The sequence below is a fragment of the Algoriphagus sp. AK58 genome (assembly GCF_014324365.1).
Lineage (GTDB): Bacteria > Bacteroidota > Bacteroidia > Cytophagales > Cyclobacteriaceae > Algoriphagus.
The window spans coordinates 44,142-66,361 of the sequence record NZ_QEIG01000005.1; the positions used below are offsets into that span (position 1 = coordinate 44,142).

A 22,220-nucleotide genomic window follows, 5' to 3' on the forward strand; every position below is an offset into this window, starting at 1 on the left:
ATTCAGCCCATTTGGGGATAGGGGGTTAAAAGGATTTTCGATGGTAAAAAATGAAGATCTTATGCTTCTACCTCAGTATACACGGGGTAATGATCAGAGACCAAAACCAGCTGATTTTTCAAACTTTGGATCACCGGATCGTTTTTTTCCAAATAGGGATTCCATACCTGCCCTTTTATGATTTTTAAACCCTGGCTGACCAAAATATGATCAATCAACACAGTAAACTGGTCTCCGGTAATCCGGTCTTTGAATCTGCCGGAATAAGGCGTCCAGCCGTTGGCATTCAGTTTTGGTCGGGGTAATACCGAACGAAGTACCCATTCCGGTTTCCAAAGGTCGCCGAGAAGGATTTCCACTGCGCTTTTGGAAAATCGATTTTCATAAAAATCCAATTCAAATCCGTCATTGATATCTCCCATGACGATCACCTGCTGACCTTTGCCAAGATAGCTGTCGCAGCGTTCGCGGATGTGCATGCATTCTCCAAAAAGTCTCAACCGATCCCGTTGGGAAAGCTGCTCAAATCGGGCGTAATCTACCTTATCAAAGATCCCTTTGGATTTGGTATGGGCAATAATGACTCGGGTAAGCATACGGTCATCAAGTCCAAGAATACTCAGTTCCAAGGGTGGACGATAATGCTGGTATTGCTCTTTGATCATCCGGTTGGTGGTGTCCATCAAGAAAGGTTGATTAAATCGGTCTCCTTCCTTGGTCTCAGGAGTGAATAGGACTTTGACTTTATCCGGTCTGTAGATCGCACAAAGTTCTTGTTGACCGGCAGAAGGATATCCGTGGATAGCCTTGAAGGTCATATCCGGAAGGTAGTGGGATGTCCAGGCTTCAAGTTGCTGAGTGGAGGTTTTGGCTCCACTGACGAGGGTGTCTGGTCCCTCCACGATTCCCAAAAAATCCGGGTTCATGCTCCGGATGATATCTGCCAGTTGTTTGCTTCTGGTCTCTTCTTTCCCTGTGGTTTTGGGACTGCCGTTAGGTTCAAAAAGATCCCTCATCCAGGCAATGTTGTAAACTCCGATTTTGAGCTGCATAAAAAAAGCTTTTGGTTTAAAACAGTAAATTGAATTTACCGATTTGCACCAAAAGCCTTATTATCAGGAGGATATTTTTTACACCTTGACGTAGATTTTTTTCTTATCCATCCATAATCCGATCAACCAAATCAATAGCATGTAAGCAATGGCAAATAGAAAGGAGGCATTTTTAGGTCCCAGCCAACTGGTGAAAAACGTGGAATAAATCCATCCTTTAAAACTGGTTTCACCCACAGGAATGATGGAGAAAAGGGTGATTACCACTCCTGAACAGACATAAAGAATCAAAGGATTTCGGCCAAAGGCCTGGAAGAAATACGTCCATTTCGTGAGTTTTTGAATTTCGACCAAGAAAATCAGTCCACCAAGCAAAATCAAATCCCAGCCAACCGTGAGAAGAACGTATGGACTAGTCCAGATTTTCTTGTTGATCGGAAAGCCCAAGTCCCAAACATACGCCAAGGCAAGAAGGACAACGCCAGAGATCAAAAGGGACTGGACAGTGGATAAGGTATTTCCTTTTTTCTGGATGAATTTGCCGACGATAAATCCCGCCAGCACATTGACAATCGAGGTTAGCGTGCTAAGAATTCCTTCTGGATCAAAAGGTATCCCTTCTCCCATATACATTCTCTTTTCTCCTATGATTGCGAGGTCGAGTTTTATTTGAGCATTGCCAGTAAGGCTGTAAGGATCTCCCGCATCTCCAAAGAAGTACATGATCGGCCAGTAAATGATCAAAGAAGCGATACTAACGATCCAAGCACCTCGCTCTCCGCTCCAGTACACCACTAAAGCAGCAAGCAGATAAGCTAAAGCTATGCGCTGTAATACCCCTAGCAGACGAACTTCAGAAAGTTTGACAGCTACTATTTCTCCGGCCTCATTGTAATCGAAAAAAGGGAAATAATTGAGTAGCCAACCAATCAGAAATATCAATGCCGCCCGCTTGAAGACTTTTTTATAAAAGTCGCTAGGCTTCATCTCATTCAATTTCTTCAATGCAAAGCTCATGGCATTTCCAACGACGAAAAGGAAGGTCGGAAATACCAGATCGGTGGGAGTGAATCCATGCCAATCTGCATGGGCGAGGGGACCATAAAGGTTACTCCAGCTTCCGGGAGTATTTACGATAATCATAAAAGCAATGGTCATGCCTCGCAAGACATCCAGTGCCAAGTAGCGGTTGGAGAGGATTTTGGATTGGTGGTCGATGGACATAAACTGATTAAGGGTGGTTTACGACATTAAGATAAAATTTTCCTTCAAAATTCAAGAGTATTGCTAGTGAGAGGGCTAAGAAATAAAAAAGGACTAAGTTTCTTCAAGAGTTATTTTTGGACATAATAAAAAAACTCACACAAAATCTTGTTTAATGACCTGTTCAAATAGTAAATTAAGGGTAATTCAAATACTTGATTTTTAATTATTTATTAAGGATTATGGGGCTTTACCCATATTCGATTGTATTTGGCAGAATTTCGACAGCGCTCGGTACCTGATAGGTTATATTTTGAAATAGAGGGGAAAAGGTCACCATTGACTTGGCGGCTGAGGGAAGTCGATACCTTTTTGAACTACTGTTAAGAAAGCGGATTTGTACTTATTTAAAATCGGTAATATGAAAAAAGCGCCACTTATTCTCTTTGTTTTACTTTTTTTTTCTTGTGAAAAAAGAAATATACCCACATCCAATCAAATAAAAGAAGATAGCTCTGATTTTACTTTCAATCCTTACCAGGTGCCGGATAGTCTACTGATTCCAAATTCCTATCTGGTATTGATGAATGAAAAGAAATTTGAACCTGTGCTCAGTGAATCCAATGCCGGGTTACTTTCAGATAGCATTGAAGTTAAAGCATTGGAAAAAAAGATTTATGGGCAACTGATTGAATTTGCAAAAGAGAAAGGGCTTCAGATCGACCCCAATCAAGTTTTGGTGAATTCTCTGACAGGGTTTGTTTTGGAAAATGTCGAACTATCCAAGCTAAAAGAACTTAAGGCTGATAAGCAGAATATTGCGAGGATCCAACAGAATTTCAGACTTGGAATGGAAACCATCCGGGCACGGATGCAGTCGGACGTTTTGGCCCAAACCGTGCGAGCCAGAATGCAGGAGAATCCCCAATGGGGCTATGATGAGGAGAATTTTACCTCCAAAGCCATCATTTATCTTGCAGGTACTGATCGTAAAATCAATAAACAGAATAAAATATGGGTGGTTGACTCAGGGATTGATAAGGATCATCAGGACTTAAAAAACCAGGTAGATCAGAACCTAAGTCGATCTTTTGTGCTTCGCAATGCCAGTGTTTTTGACTCGAATCCTTTCTTTGATTTTTGGGGACATGGAACCCACTGTGCAGGCTTAGCGGCTGCTAAATCTATGAATCAGGGAAACCCTGACAGGAGGTTGATAGGAATGAACGGTGTAGCTCCCGGAGCACCACTTGTCTCTTTGAAGGTCTTTGGTCAGGAAGGCTACGCAGAATTTACCTGGGTATTACAGGCATTGGAATATGCCTCCAGTAGGAGTAGGCTTAAGGAAGGTGATGTGATATCAATGAGTTTGGGTGGTAGAGTCAGTGATTGTGCTCAGGATGGATTGATGGCACAAATGCTCCGTATTTCCAATTTTTATAAGGTTAGTATAGTAGTTGCTGCTGGCAACGGATATTTTTGGACCGGTGAGCCGGCATCGGGATTTTTGCCTGCTTGTGTGAATGGAGAGAAGATCTATACGATAGGATCGGTTGATTTGGATTATTTATCACCTTCGCCGCAAGTGAATTTCTCCGCATTTTCCAATTATGGTTTGCCTCCTATAGATTGGGTTGTGCCGGGCAACATGATTTTTTCAACCTATCCAAATGATAAATATGCGGTAATGGGAGGTACATCCATGTCAGCAGCTCTGATGTCTGGGCTTCTTTATCTCTCCCAAGGAAACATAAGAACAAAAACAACGGTAGCTGATCAACAAGGGAACACCTATCCTATTCCTGAGAAATAGTCAAAGAATTCCAGAAATCCCTCTCCTCAGAAAACCCCTCACGAGGGGTTTTTCTTTGATTTTTCACAAGTTTTAAAAATAAAAAGTGGATCATGTAAAAGTTGAACTTAAAAGAGTTAAGTTTCTGAATAGCTAATAACTCCAATAATGAAAAAATCAATCTTGGGTATTTTTCTTTTTGCCTTGTCTTTTTCTGTTTTTTCTCAAAATCAACGATATGTAGTTTTGTTAACTGAGAACTTTGAAGCTCCTGTAAGAAAGACAAGGACTAATAATCAAGACCGAGGTCAGCAAGAAAATCAGAATAAAGGGCAGAGGGATGTCAAGCTTTCAAAAATTGATAATCTGCTTAATGCTAAGGGGATAATAGTTGGACAAAACAAAAAATTTGTCGATGCAGGTGTTGGATTTGTGGCAGATCTTTCATCCGAACAAGTGCAAAACCTACAGATGGACCCTAATGTAAAAGGGGTTTTCGAAGACTTTACAATGCAAACTAGAGCCAGAATGCAGACTAGGGCCAGGATGCAGGGAGAAGCTATCGAATCAGATATGTTGTATGATTACAATACCAAATCAAGTTGCGCAGTCAACTTGGTAGGAAGGTCTCAGCCGTCAATCAATCGAAGTTCTTCTATCTGGATATTGGATTCAGGAATAGATGCCAATCATGTTGATTTGAATGTAAATCCTAGCCGCAGATTTTCAGTTTCCTTTGTGGATGGGGATTCCGATCCTTTGGTAGATTATGTGGGCCACGGAACGCACTGCGCCGGGTTGGCTGCTGGCAATGGTCGAGGAAATCCAGGGGTAAATGGAGTTTCTGCAGGAGCTGACCTGATATCGTTGAAAGTGCTGGATAGGCAGGGCTATGGATCTTGGTCATCTTTAATTTTGGCATTGGATCATGTTGAAAAATTCGGAATTTCAGGGGATGTGGTTTTGATGAGTTTGGGAGGTTATGGGATAAACAATTGTGCGAATTCTGATCCGATTTTGGCTGATATCATTAGCGATTTGGGTGAGAAGGGCATTTTTGTCGTCATGTCCGCAGGAAATGATCAGGGACAATCTTCTCTTAATTTACCGGGATGCATCGACGGATCAAATGTGTTCACCGTAAGTTCTTATGATTTTGATTGCAGTGGGTTCACTCAATTTACCTCCACTGCAAATTTTGGAATTCCATCTGTTGATTGGGTTGCACCAGGTGAACAAGTCTTTTCTGCCTATCCCGGAAACCAGTATGCTGTGATGTCCGGAACCTCGATGTCGGCAGCATTGGTTGCCGGTCTGATCCATTCCAGAGGAGGAAGTCCAAGATCCATTCGGAGAGAATCCTACCAGGGAGTTATTTATCCCTTTGCAGGGAGGTAGAAGTCAATTTTTGATTGATTTGATTAATGTCTGATCGAATTTGCCCGATGATTTTGGCATACCTGCTATCGTTTCTTAACTCTCCGAACGCAGGGTTAAATTCAGTGAAAAAGTAATCTCTCCATCCTCTATCATAGGCAATTTGCAGGTATTTTAATGCTTCTTCCTTTTGGTTTTTAATCGCATATGCTGTTGAAACATCCAAGGGTAAATAGTAATCTTCATATCCTAAGCTGATGGCTTCAATTTTTATCTGAATCATTGCATTGAGAAGTGAATCTGCTCTTTGGGAATCTCCTCTTTGCTTCAAAAGATAAGAGAAGTTTATAGGTGTACTGTAGTATTTATCAAAACCAGACTTGATATTTCTACTGACAGAAATGTCCCAAACTTTATAAGCTGAATCATATTCCTGTGCGAAAAACAGGATTGAACCAGCTACTCTCACATTGTATTCTAAGCTATCTGTCAAAGGAAGGTTTTCCAAAAGTTTTAAGGCATCAGATTTTTTGCCTTGTTCAATCAATGACATTCCCTTTAACTCGTAAGAAACTTGGTTTTTACTGATTTTCAATGATTTGTCAAACCATTGGTCAGCTTCTTCAAACTTTCCCAGGATTTTGTGTATCCAAGCGATATTTTGATAGGGTAGATACGAGTTAGGGCCAAGATTTGCAGATTTGGTCTGTAGACTTAAGGCTTCCAGCAGATTGCCCTGAGCAAATTCAATGGTAGCCAAATTGCCAATTGCGTCGCTCAGGTTAGGATAAAATGAAAGTGCCGTTTCCAGCATATTTTTAGCTTTTGCATATTGGCCCAGGTCGTAATAAACGATTCCTCTTGCACTGTAACCTTCCGCTAATTTAGGTTCAAGTTCAAGAGCTTTAGAGCTCATTTCCAGGCTCATGTCATACCAGGAGCCGTTTGGATCATCGTAGGCAATTTGGAAATAAGTTTTGGCAAGCCAAGTGTATGCAAGGGCATAGTTAGGGTCCAATTCAATTGCTTTTTTCAATAATTCTGCCGCTTTAAAAAATAAAGTAGGGTCTCCAAATCCTTCATAATAAAGTCTTTTTGCCCTGAATAGTAAATCGTAAGCCTCTGCATTGCTTGTTTCTCCTTTTCCAATTTGGATTACTTCTTCTGCCGTCAGCTTAGCATCAAGGACTCTAGCAATGTCTCTTGCAATTTCATTTTGAAGTTGGGTAATGTCTTTACCTTCGCGAGAATATTCATCAGTCCAAATATTTTTGTTTTCAGCTATATCTATCAACTGCAATTTGAATCGGTATCCCGAATTGAGTTCTTCTACAGATCCTTTCAAAACTGTAGTGACCCCGAGCACATTTGCCAAGGAATCGAGTGGACGTTCCCAAGATCTGAAATCAGCCATTGTGGAATAAGAAATCGTTTTGATGGAATTGATTTTTGAAATCTGTCCGATGAGATTTTCTGTCAATCCATCCGTGAAGTAGTCTAATTCTGGGTTTCCGCTAAGGTTAAAAAAGGGCATTACTGCCACGGATTTATCTTTCTCCCAAACTGAACTGTTCCAAAAAATCGAATAAATCACCAAGGTGAGTAATAAAAATATCACTCCGATTCCAATCCCATATTTCAAAGGGTTTTTCTCCTGAAATCTTATGTTTTGAAGGATGTCCAGCCTCTTGGGTACGGTGAGTGGAGGTGTGGTTAAAGCATGAAGTTCAACTTTTTGTGCCACGTTCTTTAAGGAAAATCCACCCAACTTGATGGTCAAAAAGGGGCTCTCTTTTGGAAGTTGATTAAAAAGTTGCTCAGAAATCAAAATACTTGAAGGTACTCCGACACTCTGAATCCGTGAGCTTTGATTTACTGCATCACCGAAAACATCCCCATGGTCGAAAATAATGTCTCCGCAGTGCATTCCTATTCGGATGGAAAATTTTCCCAAAGCGATTATTTCCTTTTGAATTTCAATGGATGCCAAAATTGCATTTTGAGGAGAGTCAAAAACCCCCAAAATTCCGTCACCCAGCTCTTTGATTAGTTGGCCTTCAAATTTTTCAAAGTACCGTTTGTGGATCGTTAAATTGTCTTTCATCAGTTGAAATGCCCCATCTTCGTCCTTTCCCATCAGACGGGTGTAACCAACGATATCAGAAAAATAAACTACTGATTGTTTTCGAATTAATCCTTGACTCATAAAAACGTCATCAATTATGTTGGTGTTGAATGACTCATTCCAAGCTAGGGATTTTTGGGTTGTAAAAAAAGTCGGGTTTTATCCTGAAAAATGTACTTGTTAAACAAAGGTTGGTTAATTTGATAAGGTAATATCCAACTCTTAAGAACTAAGGAATATGAGAAAAAGTCTTTTAATGTTCTTTTTAATACTTTTATCAAGTAAGTCCATGGCACAGTTGAATGCCCAATGGAATTTACTTGAAAACAAGTTTACTACCCCCCAACTTCATAAAGCTGAAATTTCAATTTCTAATTTGGGTACTTCCTCAGTTCAGGAAGGGTGGAAGCTTTATTTCAACACTATTTTTATTTCAGTAAACACCCTTTCTCAAATTCCCGAGACTCAAATCAGGCATTTGCAGGGTGATTTTTTTGTAGTTGAGGGAAAAACACCTGAAATCATGCCAGGCAGTACATTTTCTATTCCTTACCAAAGTAGAGGAGCTTTTTTGAAAAATTCCTATGCCCCGGAAAGCCTGATTTTAGTCCATGCTGATGGGAAAGTAGAAGAAATCAGCCAATACCAAACTCAAATTCTTTCCGAAGCGGAACTGGCCGAAATGGCCAAATCAAGTGCTCTTCCGGTCCCTTCTTCTCAAGCTCGGTATGAAGAAAATCGGAAATTGACCCAAATACCGGATTCAGAAATTCCGCCTTTTCTTCCATCTCCTAAAAAGTGGAGATACACAGGGGAACCCATCACCATTCAAAATGCAGGGGCGGCGGTGGTAGGAGCTGAGGAATTTTCAGAGGTGACAAAGTTCCTTTTGTTATCCCTTATAAAAGGCTATAAACCCCAAGTGGATCGAAGTCAGGCTCCCATTAATATCAAACTCTCCAAGGTGGAGGGGCTAGCTGAAGAAGCCTATGCACTGAAAATCTCCAATCGAAGAGTCGATATTCTCGCTTCGACACCTAAGGGAGCCTTTTATGGGATCCAATCTTTTTTGGCTTTGATGAAGCCTGATTTTTGGAAAGAGGCGAGCAATCAAATCACACTCCCACAGGTGGAAATTGAGGATGAACCCGCCTTTGGATATCGTGGGTTTTTCTTGGATGTAGCCCGAAATTTCCAAACCAAAGAGCAGGTCAAGAAGATTTTGGATTTGATGGCTTTTTATAAATTAAATGTATTCCACTTTAATTTAGCCAATGATGAAGGATGGAGGATTGAGATTCCTGGATTGCCCGAACTGACAGAATTTGGAGCCCGTCGCGGATTTTCTTCCGATGAATCGGAATTTCTCTGGCCCTACTATGGATCAGGGGCTTTTCCTGAGAAAAGTCAAACCGGCACAGGATATTACACCGTTGCCGATTTTCAGGAAATTTTGGCCTATGCCAAGGAGAGGCATATTGAAGTCATTCCGGAGTTGGGTGTGCCGGCCCATTCCCGTGCGGCGATTTTGGCGATGGAGAAAAGATATAGGGAACTCATGAAAGCCGGTAAAGGCCAGGAGGCCCAACAGTATCGTTTGGCAGATCCGGACGACCAATCCATCTATCTCTCGGCTCAAAATTTCAAGGGAAATACCATCTGTGTATGCCAAGAGTCGACCTATGCTTTTTATGAAAAGCTGGTTATAGAGATTCAGAAAATGTATACAGGGGCAGGAATTGAACTCAAAAACTGGCATACCGGAGGAGATGAAGTACCAAGAGGTGTTTGGACGGCTTCTCCTATCTGTAAGGAGTTTTTGACTAGAAACCCTGATCTTAAGGTGGAAGATTTGAACGATTATTTCAGAAACCGGACGGGTCAGATTCTTCAAAAATATGGCCTTCAAATGGGAGGATGGGAAGAAATCGGTCAGACTCATCGAGGCAATGACGTAATTCCAAATCCAAAATTTGCAGACCAAAACTGGAGGCTTTATGCCTGGAATGCTGTTGCCGGTTGGGGAGGAGAGGATATGGCCTATCGCTTGGCCAATGCCGGGTACCCCGTGGTCATCTGCTCCAGCGCCAATTTTTATTTCGACTTAGCGTATGATTGGGACCCGGATGAGCGTGGACATACCTGGAGTGGGGTAGTGGATATGTATCAATCCTGGAAGACTGTTCCCAGAAAACTCTATCTATCCCACGATAAGACCATAGAAGGAAATGCTTGGGATTGGTCGGAAGCTGAAAAGCGATTCACTCCACTGACTGAGTTAGGTAAAAGGAACATTTTGGGAGTTTCTGGACAGCTTTGGACGGAGACGGTCAAAGGTCCGGAGATGATGGAATATTACCTTTTGCCCAAAATGCTGGGCTACATCGAACGAGCTTGGCAAGGAGATCCAGATTGGTCAAAAGCAGGATCAGAATCAGAAATCAAAGAAAGAAGGGAGCAAGAATGGAACCGGTTTGTGAATTTGGTTGGTCAAAAGGAATTGCCCCGCTTGGAGTCAATTTTTGGGGGATTCAAGTATAGATTGCCTCGACCGGGTGTGATGATTAAGGACGGGAGAGTTTTGGTCAATTCGGCATATCCGGGATTATTGATCCGATACACGGACAATGGATCGGAACCGGATGAAAATTCTCCTATTTACCGGGAACCGATACCTTATTTCTCTGGATATACTCCCCAGTTTAAGTTATTTACACAAGGGGGTAGTAGTGGAAGGAGTGGCGGATTGGATTAGGGTTGGAGATTTAGAGATGAGGAGACAAGACGTAAGATTCAAGACACCAGATTTGGGTGCGTAAACTTTTGAAAAGTTCTTAACCCAAACCAAGTTGCTTTAGGACAATAGAGGAGTGTCTATTCCAGACTAAAGAATTTTAACTTCTTTTTTGTACTTGGCGAGAAGTGCCTCATTGTGAGCTTCCCCTATGTCGGAGTTGGAGCTGATAAACACCTCTGGAGTGATGCCTTCTTCCAACAATAGCCCGACTGCCTGAACCATGATGGCCTGTAGTAGTGCTGCTCCTATGACGGTGGACGTTGCTCCGACTCTTCCTTCCAATCCTTCAAAAGAAATCGAGGCATCTCCTATCTCCCCAAAATTATCCAAAAACAGATCACAGACCTGGAAAAGCTTCAAGCCTGAAGAATGCCTGGAATCCACGGATTTGCTGTGAAGATAATTGGTGATTACGATGACTTTCGCTCCTTTTTCCTTGGCAAATTGCGCCATTTCAATACTTACAGGGTTCCTTCCCGAATTGGAGGAGATGATGAATACATCGTTGGAGTTGATTCGAAAGGGTTTGAGAAGTTTTTGGGCGTAGCCTTCTCTACGCTCCACCTCAGTACTCCCGGAAGCATCTTTGTGAAGCATCAGATCGGGATCCAAAATAGGCTGGACTCTGGCAAATCCTCCTGCCCGATAGAAAATCTCCTCGGCAAACATATGTGAGTGCCCTGTTCCACTTGTATAAATCCAGCCTTCGTTTTTAAGGGTATTCGCTATCCATTTGGCTGCACACTGAATTTCTTTTTCTTGCCTGAAGGCCTTTTGAAGTTTCTCAACTACCGTATCCCGGTACCGTTTGTAAGGTTCTGAAGTCATGGATTAAACTTTGGGTGATGACTTAATATAGTACAATTTCATCAACAAACACCCATCCCTTTGCACCGGCACCCGGATGCCATTTGGGTAATTTGGAAATTGGCTTTAAGCGCACCTTAAGCTGGTCGAAAGAATTATCTGGAAGCTGGAAGGAAATTAATCCAAATCTAACCTCTTCTATTTTAGAGGATTGAGTGGTAGAAGGTGTCTGGATTTTCGTCCAATTTCCTTCGGATCCAGTCCAGATTTCCACCGATTCTGGTGGGAAAATATAGGCCCCTTCATGTAAGAGATGGCTGATTTCCAGAGATTTGGGGCGTTGATTATTTTCCAAGAAAATTTCAATTTCCATTGGACTGTCTGTAAATCCCAACCAATCACCCGAGGTATGATTGGCTTTCCCCTTTACTCCGTCAAATAGGCTAGTGGCACCTTTGGCTTTGTATCGGTTATGCGGCTCATTTACCAACTTGTAGGATTGGGGTTTTAAGCCCTCTTTGAAAAGCAGGGTTTTGGATTCTTCACTTCCTATCCATCCCGGGGCAAAGGCTTTGGCTCGGATCTGAGACGTTTTGGTCAGAGAAATGGGCTGGGAATAAACAGGTGATCCGATGCTATCAGGTTCGCTTCCATCCAGGGTGTATCGGATTTCTGCTGTTTTGATGGGATGGGAGATTTTGACTTCCGCTTTCTCCTTAAACATCACTTCCTCAAAATCAATCTTTGGAGGATTAAGCGGATAGATGATGCCTTTGTCATCGAAGCCAAAATCAATCTGCGTATTGGATAAAGCCTTCTTTAGGTCATTTTTTTCATCCTCACCCAATCCGGACTGCCAGAGATAAAGTCTTTTTAGTTGTGTCAGATTTTTCAGTTCCTGAATTCCTGATTCTCCCAAAGGATTTCCAGAGATAGCCAAGCTTCGGAGGGTTGTGATGTTGCTCAATCCTTTCAATTGAACTGAAGTGATTCCAGTAAAGTTGAGTTGAATCTCTTCAAGATTTTGAAAATCAGAAAGAAAAGACAGATCTACATTTTCCAAAGGCATGCGATTCAAATTGATTTTTACCACCTGCTCTTTGACTTTCTTCAAATCCGAAAGAGAGTTGGGCTCGAAGGTAGATGAACCAAAATAAGCGACTTCCAGAGCCGGTGAACCAGGGAATATGGGTTTTACTTTTCTGAAGAAGTTGTTCAGGTTTTCGATTTCACTTGCATCTGCAGCCCTAAAGGAGTACGGTTTTTCCGTTGAAAAGCGATTTGAAGCAAGAAGGAAAAGTGGCTCTTCCTTTGAAAGTTCGGTTACTTTTTGCTCAAAAGAGGCACCGCTTGCTACCCACAGCCTGAGGATTTCCAGCTCTTCGTCGGTAAGTTGAAGTTTGTTTTTGGGAGGCATGTGTTCCTCATTTTCCAACGGAAGGTGTATTCTTGTAATCAGAAGGGATTCGTCAGGATTTCCGGCCAAAACAAAGGGGCCAGATTTGCCACCTTTTTGGATTCCTTCCAGATGGTCCATTCGAAGTTCGCCTTTGATTTTACCCTCTTTGTGGCAGGAAATGCATTTGGTCTCGAAAATGGGCTGAACCAAATCCCGAAACACCTCTGCCTCTTCCAAGGCTACGGTCTTTACTTCTTTTGTTAAGAGTGGAGCTATAAGGAAATCCTCTCCATGGGTAAGATTGGCTCCAAAATGCCCTGTCAGTAACAGAATAACAGCCAAAGAAGAAGCAATCAGTCTGTGGTAATTTAGAAGTTGTTCTTGAAAAAAATAAAGTAATACAGAAAACCCAAGAGAAAGAACTCCCAACCATTTGTGCCAGGAAAGAGCCTCTCCCTCATAATCTTCTGCAGCCAGAAGTAATCCGGCCAACACGGTTATTCCCGCGAAATTGGCTCCCACAAGCAAAAAGCTACTTCCCAATTTTTTCCAATTTTCGTCCCTGATCCAAAGGACAAAAACAGCCATAATTAGTAAGACAATTGGGAAGTGCAGCACCAGAGGATGCAACCTTCCTGCTACCTGCAGCCAGGCAGGTATTGCTAAAGATTCACCACCGATCAAAAGAATCAGGGTCAGACCACACCAAAAGAAAAGCAGGTTTTCCAACCAGGAAATACTCCGGGAAAATCGAGACATAAATCGGGATTAAGCAATAAGATCTTTGACTACATGACCATGTACATCGGTGAGCCGGTAGCGTCTCCCCAAATGCTTATAGGTGAGTTTTTCATGGTCTATGCCCATCAAGTGCATGACTGTAGCTTGAAAATCATGCACATGAACCGGGTTTTCGGTAATGTTGTACCCAAAATCATCCGTCTCTCCATAGACCATTCCGGACTTGACTCCACCTCCTGCCATGAAGATGGAAAATGCCCTTGGGTGATGGTCCCGGCCATAGTTTTCAGGAGCAATTTTTCCCTGACAATAGTTTGTTCGGCCAAATTCTCCTCCCCAAATGACCAAAGTTTCATCTAAAAGTCCTCGCTGCTTTAGATCCGTGATCAAGGCAGCAGAAGCCTGGTCCACGTCTTTTGCCTGTCCGATCATCTGATTGGGCAGGTTGTCATGGGCATCCCATCCTTGGTGATAGAGCTGGACAAATCGGACGCCATTTTCGGAGAGTTTTCTAGCCAGAAGACAATTGGCAGCGTAGGTTCCCGGTACGAGACAATCCGGGCCATAAAGTTTGACCACACTGTCGGGTTCTTTGGTCACATCGGTGATTTCAGGAACGGCAGTCTGCATGCGGTAAGCCATTTCGTATTGCTGGACTTTGGCGGTGATTTGTGGGTCATTGAATTCCTTGTAGCTCAAGTCATTCATAGCGGCAATTTGATCCAGCATTTTTCTTCTTTGATCACGGGTCATCCCGTTTGGATCGGAAAGGTAAAGTACGGGGTCTTCAGAATTTGAAAACTGAACACCTTGATGTTTGGCATCAAGGAACCCATTGGACCAAAGCTTGGAATAGACTCCCTGACCATTACCTTTTCCACGGCTGAGCAGCACACAAAAGGCGGGTAGGTTTTCATTTTCACTTCCCAAACCATAGCTCAACCATGCCCCCATACTGGGGCGGTTACCGACCTGAGCACCTGTTTGGAAAAAGGTGAGTGCAGGGTCATGATTGATGGCCTCGGTATGCATGGATTTAACGATGCAGAGGTCGTCTACCACACTGGCGATATGCGGGAAAAGCGAAGAGATCCATGCCCGGCTTTGACCATATTGATTAAAATCGAAATAGGAACCCACCAGAGGGAAAGAACTCTGTCCGGCAGTCATACCGGTAAGTCTCTGTCCCATTCGAATGGAGTCGGGGAGCTCCTGACCAAAATTTGTTCTTAGGAGAGGTTTGTAATCGAAAGTTTCCAACTGGGAAGGGGCACCGTTTTGGAAAAGGTAGATGATTCGTTTGGCTTTTGGGGCAAAATGGGGAAGGGCCCTCATCAGGGAATCTTCCGCCTCCTTTTTTCCCGAGAATAAGTCAGGGATCAAAAGAGAACCCAACGCTACACTGCCAACGCCCAAACTTAGTCGGGAAAGAAATTTTCTCCGGTTGTGATTTAATCCTTGTTCTAATATTTCCTTCTCCATATCAACTCTTGGTAATGGTTTCTTCTAAATTGTACAAACTCACGATGACTTGCATCAGGGCGGCATTTTGAGGTGTCATGGCCGCCTCGTTCATGGGGTATTCTCCTACATCCAAGGTTTTCTTAGCTTCTTCGGGATTGTTTTGATAATGCTCTAATTCGCTCTCGTAGTAATCCATGAGCAGACTTTTCTCTTTGGATTTCATTTCACGGCATACGATTCGCTTGAATGCCTCTTCAATGGCTTTTTCCGGGTCCGTATGTTTTTCGGCAAGTTTGGTCGAAAGTACCCTGGAGGCTTCCAGCACCATGGGGTCATTCATCATGACCAAGGCTTGGAGAGGGGTATTTGTTCTGTTTCGGGAAATTTCACATCGGTCTCGATTGCTAGAATCGAAAATGATGGCTTTTGGAGGAGGAACGGTCAATTTGATAAAGTTGTAAATTCCTCTGCGATAGAGTTTATCGCCGGAGTCCTGCACGTAATTTGCGAGGGTTCCACGACCCGAAGTAGCCGCTTCCCAAAGTCCTGGAGGCTGGTAAGGTTTCACACTTGGGCCACCGATTTGATTGACCAAAAGTCCGCTACTTGCCAAAACTAGATCTTGAATATTCTCAGCAGGAAGTCTTAGCCTAGGCGCTCTGGCGAGGTATAGATTATCCGGGTCGACTTCTAAATGTTTGTTGGAAATCGCAGCGGATTGGCGATAAGTGGCCGAGGTCATGATCTGCTTTAAAAGTCGTTTTACATTCCAGCCATTTTCCATAAAATCTGCTGCCAGCCAATTAAGCAGTTCGGGATGGGTAGGAAGGTCTCCTTGCATCCCAAAATCCCCCGCTGATTTGACGATTCCTTTTCCGAACAGTTCCTGCCAGATCAGGTTGACAAAAACCCGTGAGGTAAGCGGATTGTCCCGGTGTGTGGTCCATTTGGCCAAGCCAAGTCTATTTTTTTCAAAGGTTTCGGGGAATTTCAAAACCGATGTAGGTGTGGAAGCTTCTACCGGAACGGTAGGAGCATCGTAGACTCCTCGGTCAAGAATGTAGGTGGTTCGGCTTTCCTCAGGTCCAAGTTCTCCCATGACCGATACCATCAATTTGCTGGTGTCCTGATGGTTGATGAATTTCAGCAGTCCGTCAATATCCTCCCGTTCTATCCAAAGAATAGGGGTTTTGGCTGGCTTAGAACGACTTACATCACCTTCAAAGCCCTGTTCTTTGGAATTGTTGAAAAAAGCATAAAGCTGAAAATATTCTTTTTGGGAAACCGGGTCGTATTTGTGGTCGTGGCATTGGGCACACTCCATGGTCAGGCCTAGGACTCCTTTGCTGAAGGTATTGGTTTTATCCAAAACATATTCAACCCGGTACTCTTCGTGGATGACGCCGCCTTCTTCCGTGTATTTATGGTTACGGTTAAATGCAGTCGCCAAGATCTGTTCTTTGGTTGGGTTGGGCAACAGGTCGCCTGCAAGTTGCCATGTAAGAAATTGGTCGTAGGGAAGATTGTTGTTGAAGGCATGGATCACCCAATCCCGATAAGGCCATTGGCTTCGAACTTCATCATCCTGGTAGCCGTAGCTGTCTGAGTATCGGGAGATATCCAACCAGAGGATCGCCAATTTTTCTCCGTAGGAGGGCATGGCCATGAGTTCGTCCAAGAGTTTCTCGTAGGTATTTGAACCGGAAAAGCCGGCGTATTTGTCCAAAAGTTCAGGAGTAGGGGGTAAGCCAGTCAGATCCAAGCTTGCCCGTTTGATTAACTCATAGGAACTGGCTTCAGGGTTGGGCTTAAGACCTTTGGATTTGATTTTGGAATGAACAAAAGCATCGATTTCACTATTCCCCCAGTCGGAAGACGGAACGGTTGGCTTTTCGACTTTCATAAACGCCCAATGTGGCTCGTATTTAGCTCCCTGCTCGATCCATCGCTTGATCAGATCAATTTCTTCCTGTGTCAATGAAAGATTGGACTCAGGTGGAGGCATCAATGCACTTGGATCCGAAGTGGTGATCCGGTGGTATACCTCCGATTCCAAGGGCTTACCTGATACCAAAGCGAATTTTCCAGGACTTTCTTTGAGTGCTGCATATGCACCCTCTTCGGTGTCTAGCCTCAGATCAGCTTCCCTCTTGTTGGCGTCAGGCCCATGACAGGCAAAACATTTATCCGAAAGAATAGGACGGATATGGAAGTTGTAACTGATTTGGTCCCCTGATTCTAAATTGATAGATGTCTTTTGATCTTGATTACAGGACAATGTCAATGCTCCCGAAACAAGAAGTGGTAATAAATGGGACAGCTTGACTCTAATCATTATTGATATTTTGGTTTTATTGGGTTTATTCTAGTAAAAGTCAATCACTTGACTTCACTATTGTCGGTCATATTCAAATCTAATAATTGTATTCAAAAAGTTGCTTGGTTTTATGAAATATAGAGTTGAAGAGATCTTTTGGGAAAAAGACCTCTTCAACTCTAAGGAATCAAGGGCATTAGAAGCCGGTGTTTTGGGTAAGAATTGGGTTTGTTTGGATTTCCCTTAAAGGAATCGGAAATAAGAGATTCCTTTCTTGGAAAGTTGCTCCGAACACGTTTCTATGTCCAATAAAATCATCGTACTGTTTTGTGACATCATTTCTCACTTTTCTTGTTCTCACCATATCAAACCAGATTTTGCCTTCAAAGCTCAATTCGAAATACCGTTGATTCCAAACTTCTCTCTCAAATGCTTCGCTGTTTAGATTTCCTATAGGAGCTAATGTGGCCCTTGCCCTAATTTCATTTACTACATCTTTAGCCAATTGATTAGGAGAACCTTCCGCACGGTTGGAAGCCTCAGCATACATCAACATGACGTCAGGCATTCGATAGATCGAGAAATTAAGTTCTGACCTGGTATCTGAATCAACGGCAACCTTGTCAAACCATTTGTATATATAATGGCCACCAAGTTGCTTTCCATTGTATTCCGTGAAGAAATATTGTTTTTCAGCCACCCGCTTATCATTGGGATCAAAGGATCTAATGAATTCCACTCTGGGCACTAGTCCGCCAAATTCGTTGGCATACCTGGAAATTCCTGCGAAAGTGGGTAAGACTACAGGAGTTAAGGGATTGTTTCTGTTTACTTTATCAAACTGAACTTGGAAAATGAATTCCCCTGTATTTTTATTAGAAGGAAGTATCATTTCCCGATATTCCTTGAACAATGGAAAAGTACTTGTTCTCAAATCGACCAATTCTTTGGAGCGTTTTGCTGATTCTACATAGGCAGATTGACCGGCATTCACCGGAAATCCAGCATAGGTCAAATACACATCTGCCAATAAAGCTTTCACAAATCCTCTGGATACTTCACCATTGGGTCTTCTCCAGGGTAAGGGTGCCTTTTCAGCTTCCAACAAGTCGGGAATGATGACCTGATCATAGATTTGCTTTACAGGTGTTCTGGGCGTATTTACATCATTGAGACTGGTTATAGGTTCTGTAACCATAGGAACATCCCCAAACATTCTTACCAAATAGAAATAGTAGAAAGCTCTCAGTGCTCGTACTTCTGCCAGAAATTCAGCTTTTTGAGTTTCGTTTAAAACACTGAAACCAGGAATTTGCTTCAATGCAACATTGCATCTCAAAATGCCTTGATAGGCGCTTTGCCAATACGTGTCAATGTAAAATGCCTGTGAATCATGGGTCAGCTGATTGAAGCGGAAAGCTTCTGTCTGGGCCACACCATCTGCTTTTCCGGACATAAATTCCAAAAGAGAAAGCGTATTGCCGCCCCAGCCTCCGGAACCAACAGCTACTAAGTTGACATTACCATAAATACTTGCTAAAAAGGCTCTTGCGGCCTCAATGCTGGTTACGTTAGCCTGAGTAGTCAGCGTATTTGGATTTTCTTCCAAAAATTCATTGCAGGATACTGCTCCAGTTACAATGACAAAGGATAAGAGGTATTTAATATATCGTTTCATTTGATTTCCGTTTTTAAGAATTAAAAGCTCAAATTAAGTCCTGCACTAAAGGTTCTCGGTCTGGCAAACGGGAAGAAGTCAAGACCAACCGGAAGTTGACCTGAACCCTCGAAGGTGTTTACCTCAGGATCATAACCTGTATAATCAGTCAAGACAAATAAATTCTGACCGCTGAAGAATACTCTGGCTTTGGTTAGCTTCCATTTATCCAACAAAACAGAGGGAAGATTGTACCCCAACATTAAGTTTTGAAGTCTGACGAAGGAACCATCCTCCATCCAATGCGTGTCACCGTTGGTGAGGTATGGGGTTCCCCATGCTCTAACTTCAGCTATCATGGTATTCTGATTGTCTGGTCTCCAGGCATTCAATACGGTTGCATAGCTGTTAGCTAAGGTTTGTCTGTCTTCTACTGAATGTTTAGTAGCGTTAATGACGTTATTGCCCTCTACAAATCTCAATTCAAAGGATAAGTCAAAGTTTTTGTAAACGAAGGTGTTTGTCATATTGGCAGTCCATTTCGGATACATTCTCCCGATAATCTTGGAGTCATTTCCGTCTATTCTGCCATCGTTATTTAGGTCTTGCCATTTGATATCTCCCGGTCTCAACCCATAGCGAGCTGCCTCATCCGCCTCGTCAGTGCCCCAAGTACCAAGTCTTACACGGCCCCAAATACTACCGATTTGCTGACCTACCCGTAAAATATTGGTTGGTCCAAGGAAATTAGGGCCGGGGAAAATGTCGGCATTGTTTGCTCCTAGTTTTAGAATTTCGTTTCTGTTAGTAGCAAAATTCAGATCTGTGGACCAGGAGAAGTCTCCTTTTTCAACGTTTACACTATTAATGGTAAATTCAATACCCTTATTTTCAACGCTTCCTATGTTTCGACTAACTGATCCGAAACCTGTAGACCAAGGAAGAGGCGCATTCAAGATCAAATCATTGGTTACTTTATAGTAAACGTCCGTTTCGATATTCAATCTGCTGTTAAAGAAGCTCATTTCAATCCCCATATCATATTGATCGGTAGATTCCCACTTTAAATCACTGTTACCGAAAGAAGTCTGAGAAATAGCAATCTCATTCCCGGCTGCTTTGAGGACGTTGAACGTTCCTAAAAATTGAAGTGAGTTAAAGTTGCCTATCTCCTGATTTCCTGTTCTTCCTGCGCTGGCTCTAACCTTAAGGTCATTCATTATGCCACCTTTGTTAAAAAATTCTTCTTCGGAAACTCTCCAAGCCACACCTAATGAAGGGAAAAAAGCATACTGATTATTTGCCCCAAATCGTGAAGATCCATCGTATCTACCTGTTGCTGTCACCAAATATTTGTTCTTGAAGCTATAGTTAGCTCTGGCAAAATAAGAGTTCAATTGAGACGCTCCTACGTTTCCATTAATGCCAGCTATCGGGATAATATTGCCTGCTCGTATGTTTGTCCATTCAAAGAAATCATCTATGAAACCTTCAGATCTTACGCTCAAATTCTCAAAAGAATCTCTCTGCCAGCTGAATCCAAACATCGCGTTGATCCTATGATCTTCACCGAACTGTTTATTCCAGTTTAAGAAATTCTCACTTTGCCAATAAACTCTATCCTGCATGCTGACAGTTGCAATGCCTCTTTGGTCAGCAGATAAAAGTCTCAGGTTTCTGGAAGAATAGAAATTGTTTTTAGTGGATTCTAAGATGGTACTGAAGGTGGTTTTGAACTCCAATTCTGGAGATATCTTAAAATTCAAATACACATCAGAATAAAACTGAGTAACATTTGCCTCCGTACCCCTATTTTGAGCGATGTTGACTGGGTTTTCAGCACCTTCTGTTCCCGGCCAGTCAGAGTTGGCTCCCCATCTTCCGTCAGGATATTTTACCGGAATGATGGGCAAGGCTTCAGCAACCATTCGAGGCACGTTCAAACTTCCATTTCCATCGTCAACTATATTTCTTTTACTTTTTGTGCCCAGGATACTCCCGCCTACGGTCAACCACTTTTTTACATCAGAGTCGATCGATATTTTACCATTGAATCGCTCAAATCCTGATCCCATCATGATACCGTCTTCATTGGTGTAGCCAAGAGAAACGTTGTAAGCAGTGTTGCTTGAGCCGCCTCTAAAAGCCAGGTTATGGTTTTGTCCGAAGGCAGGGTTGTAGATTTCGTCCTCCCAATTTGTGTTGTACAATGGCTTTCCGCTGGAATCGAAAAGGTTTGGATAATTTGCTGGATCTGCTCTTCTATATCGTCCTTGCGCAAATCCGGATGGATCATACTTGGCGGCATTATCAAAAGCTCGGTTATATATTTCCATGAACTCAGTGGAATTCAATCCTGGAACACTATTAGCCAGAGTAGACACAGAGAAGAAATTGTCATAAATCACCTGACTTTGATTTTTCTTGCCTCTTTTGGTGGTGACCATAATTACGCCGTTGGCTCCACGGGCACCATAAATTGCTGCTGAAGAAGCGTCTTTTAAGACTTCCATGGATTCAATATCTCCAGGGTTGATCATGTTGAGGTCGCCTCCGATAATACCGTCAATTACGAAGAGAGGCTGAACTCCCGAGTTAATGGAGTTGATTCCTCTGATTCGGATTCGGGCACCAGCCCCCGGAGCGTTTTGGGTATTTAATACTTCCACACCAGCAACACGCCCTTGGAGAGATTTCACGGCATTTGTCTGGGATCTGTCCATTAGTTTTTCACCTCTCACGGATCCTACAGAACCTGTTAAGTCGGATTTTTTCATGGTACCATATCCCACCACCACAATTTCATCGAGTGATTGACTGTCTTCCTGAAGGACTATATCTACCACGCTTTGGGACTGAACGGTGACGGTTTGGGAAGCAAATCCGATAAATGAAAACACAATTGATCCTCCTTCGGGAACTGACACCGAATATTTCCCATCCAGATCAGTCACAGTTCCTTTGTTAGTTCCTTTTACTAAGACACTCACCCCGGGTAGAGGAGCGCCCGTTGCATCTTTGACTGTGCCCGAGACAGTCTTTTCTGCTTGTTGGTAATAAAAAGGGGCTGAACTCTCTGCTTTTGCAGGAGGCATGCCCCATAGGAGGGTTGCACAGAGAGGTAGTGCAACGGTAAGGAGACCGGAAGGTGCTTTCCTTTTTCCCGGAACTTTCCTTGAAGTGGTAAAATTCTTCATTGTTTTATGGGTTATTGTTAATAAAAAGGTTTCAATATTTAAAAGTCGTCACTACTTCATCTCAAAACACTTCAGTTAATGTATTGAATAATTTTTAAGTTGGTGTCCTGTACTGTCATGAATTATTTAAAAAAATTAAAAAAGTTATTTAATAAAGTTTAAAAAATAGAATTTTAAGTTTTATTTATATTATAAATATAAATTATTTATAACCGGAATTGAGTCTAAAAAAGAGGGATACTATTAGTTTAGATTAGATCTCAAAAAGTATGGTATATGAAGTTTTTTTTGG

12 protein-coding genes are annotated in these 22,220 nt (G+C 42.5%); 3 read left to right on the forward strand and 9 right to left on the reverse strand.

What is annotated here, in order from left to right:
* Positions 1 to 59 precede the first annotated feature (59 nt).
* Both DDT91_RS03975 and DDT91_RS03980 read right to left on the reverse strand, forming a co-directional pair.
* Positions 60 to 1,052, reverse strand: coding sequence for an endonuclease/exonuclease/phosphatase family protein (locus tag DDT91_RS03975; RefSeq protein WP_187174844.1), 993 nt, complete (start codon positions 1,050 to 1,052; stop codon positions 60 to 62).
* Between the two features lie 78 nt (positions 1,053 to 1,130).
* A complete protein-coding gene (locus DDT91_RS03980; protein WP_187174845.1) occupies positions 1,131 to 2,276 on the reverse strand; it encodes an acyltransferase family protein in 1,146 nt (381 codons plus the stop codon).
* Between the two features lie 520 nt (positions 2,277 to 2,796).
* On the opposite strand from DDT91_RS03980, the gene DDT91_RS03985 reads away from it, so the two are divergent.
* Together DDT91_RS03985 and DDT91_RS03990 are read left to right on the forward strand one after the other, a co-directional pair.
* A complete protein-coding gene (locus DDT91_RS03985) occupies positions 2,797 to 4,068 on the forward strand; it encodes a S8 family serine peptidase (RefSeq protein WP_187174846.1) in 1,272 nt (423 codons plus the stop codon).
* Between the two features lie 147 nt (positions 4,069 to 4,215).
* Positions 4,216 to 5,445, forward strand: coding sequence for a S8 family serine peptidase (locus tag DDT91_RS03990; RefSeq protein WP_187174847.1), 1,230 nt, complete (start codon positions 4,216 to 4,218; stop codon positions 5,443 to 5,445).
* Here DDT91_RS03990 and DDT91_RS03995 read toward each other — a convergent pair.
* The gene (locus DDT91_RS03995; protein ID WP_187174848.1) at positions 5,420 to 7,630 is read right to left on the reverse strand and encodes an adenylate/guanylate cyclase domain-containing protein; all 2,211 of its coding nucleotides are present in this window, start codon (positions 7,628 to 7,630) and stop codon (positions 5,420 to 5,422) included. The genes DDT91_RS03990 and DDT91_RS03995 overlap by 26 nt on opposite strands.
* Before the next feature lie 208 nt (positions 7,631 to 7,838).
* On the opposite strand from DDT91_RS03995, the gene DDT91_RS04000 reads away from it, so the two are divergent.
* Complete coding sequence (locus tag DDT91_RS04000) at positions 7,839 to 10,304, forward strand: family 20 glycosylhydrolase (RefSeq protein ID WP_187174849.1); 2,466 nt, start codon at positions 7,839 to 7,841, stop codon at positions 10,302 to 10,304.
* A gap of 129 nt (positions 10,305 to 10,433) precedes the next feature.
* Here the strand turns inward: DDT91_RS04000 and DDT91_RS04005 are convergent, their stop codons facing one another.
* From DDT91_RS04005 to DDT91_RS04030, 6 genes are all read right to left on the reverse strand, one after another.
* Positions 10,434 to 11,174, reverse strand: a complete 741-nt coding sequence (locus DDT91_RS04005; RefSeq protein ID WP_187174850.1) for a sugar isomerase domain-containing protein — start codon at positions 11,172 to 11,174, stop codon at positions 10,434 to 10,436.
* Between the two features lie 22 nt (positions 11,175 to 11,196).
* Positions 11,197 to 13,311, reverse strand: coding sequence for a c-type cytochrome domain-containing protein (locus tag DDT91_RS04010; protein ID WP_187174851.1), 2,115 nt, complete (start codon positions 13,309 to 13,311; stop codon positions 11,197 to 11,199).
* A 9-nt stretch (positions 13,312 to 13,320) separates the two neighbouring features.
* Entirely contained in the window at positions 13,321 to 14,775 is a 1,455-nt protein-coding gene (locus DDT91_RS04015; RefSeq protein ID WP_187174852.1) for a DUF1501 domain-containing protein, read from the reverse strand.
* A gap of 1 nt (position 14,776) precedes the next feature.
* Positions 14,777 to 17,092 (reverse strand): PSD1 and planctomycete cytochrome C domain-containing protein, encoded by a 2,316-nt coding sequence (locus tag DDT91_RS04020; RefSeq protein ID WP_187174853.1) that lies wholly within the window; start codon positions 17,090 to 17,092, stop codon positions 14,777 to 14,779.
* A gap of 178 nt (positions 17,093 to 17,270) precedes the next feature.
* A complete protein-coding gene (locus DDT91_RS04025; RefSeq protein ID WP_187174854.1) occupies positions 17,271 to 18,752 on the reverse strand; it encodes a RagB/SusD family nutrient uptake outer membrane protein in 1,482 nt (493 codons plus the stop codon).
* A gap of 20 nt (positions 18,753 to 18,772) precedes the next feature.
* Positions 18,773 to 21,928: a TonB-dependent receptor gene (locus DDT91_RS04030; protein WP_255502015.1), complete on the reverse strand. Its 3,156-nt coding sequence runs from the start codon at positions 21,926 to 21,928 to the stop codon at positions 18,773 to 18,775.
* Between the last annotated feature and the right edge of the window lie 292 nt (positions 21,929 to 22,220).

Excerpts from the sequence above, each read along its gene's own strand:
- DDT91_RS03975 (WP_187174844.1), bottom strand. The coding sequence starts at position 1,052 with ATGCAGCTCAAAATCGGAGTTTACAACATTGCCTGGATGAGGGATCTT.
- DDT91_RS03980 (WP_187174845.1), bottom strand. The coding sequence starts at position 2,276 with ATGTCCATCGACCACCAATCCAAAATCCTCTCCAACCGCTACTTGGCA.
- DDT91_RS03990 (WP_187174847.1), top strand. The coding sequence starts at position 4,216 with ATGAAAAAATCAATCTTGGGTATTTTTCTTTTTGCCTTGTCTTTTTCT.
- DDT91_RS03995 (WP_187174848.1), bottom strand. The coding sequence starts at position 7,630 with ATGAGTCAAGGATTAATTCGAAAACAATCAGTAGTTTATTTTTCTGAT.
- DDT91_RS04000 (WP_187174849.1), top strand. The coding sequence starts at position 7,839 with ATGGCACAGTTGAATGCCCAATGGAATTTACTTGAAAACAAGTTTACT.
- DDT91_RS04005 (WP_187174850.1), bottom strand. The coding sequence starts at position 11,174 with ATGACTTCAGAACCTTACAAACGGTACCGGGATACGGTAGTTGAGAAA.
- DDT91_RS04010 (WP_187174851.1), bottom strand. The coding sequence starts at position 13,311 with ATGTCTCGATTTTCCCGGAGTATTTCCTGGTTGGAAAACCTGCTTTTC.
- DDT91_RS04015 (WP_187174852.1), bottom strand. The coding sequence starts at position 14,775 with ATGGAGAAGGAAATATTAGAACAAGGATTAAATCACAACCGGAGAAAA.
- DDT91_RS04020 (WP_187174853.1), bottom strand. The coding sequence starts at position 17,092 with ATGATTAGAGTCAAGCTGTCCCATTTATTACCACTTCTTGTTTCGGGA.
- DDT91_RS04025 (WP_187174854.1), bottom strand. The coding sequence starts at position 18,752 with ATGAAACGATATATTAAATACCTCTTATCCTTTGTCATTGTAACTGGA.
- DDT91_RS04030 (WP_255502015.1), bottom strand. The coding sequence starts at position 21,928 with ATGAAGAATTTTACCACTTCAAGGAAAGTTCCGGGAAAAAGGAAAGCA.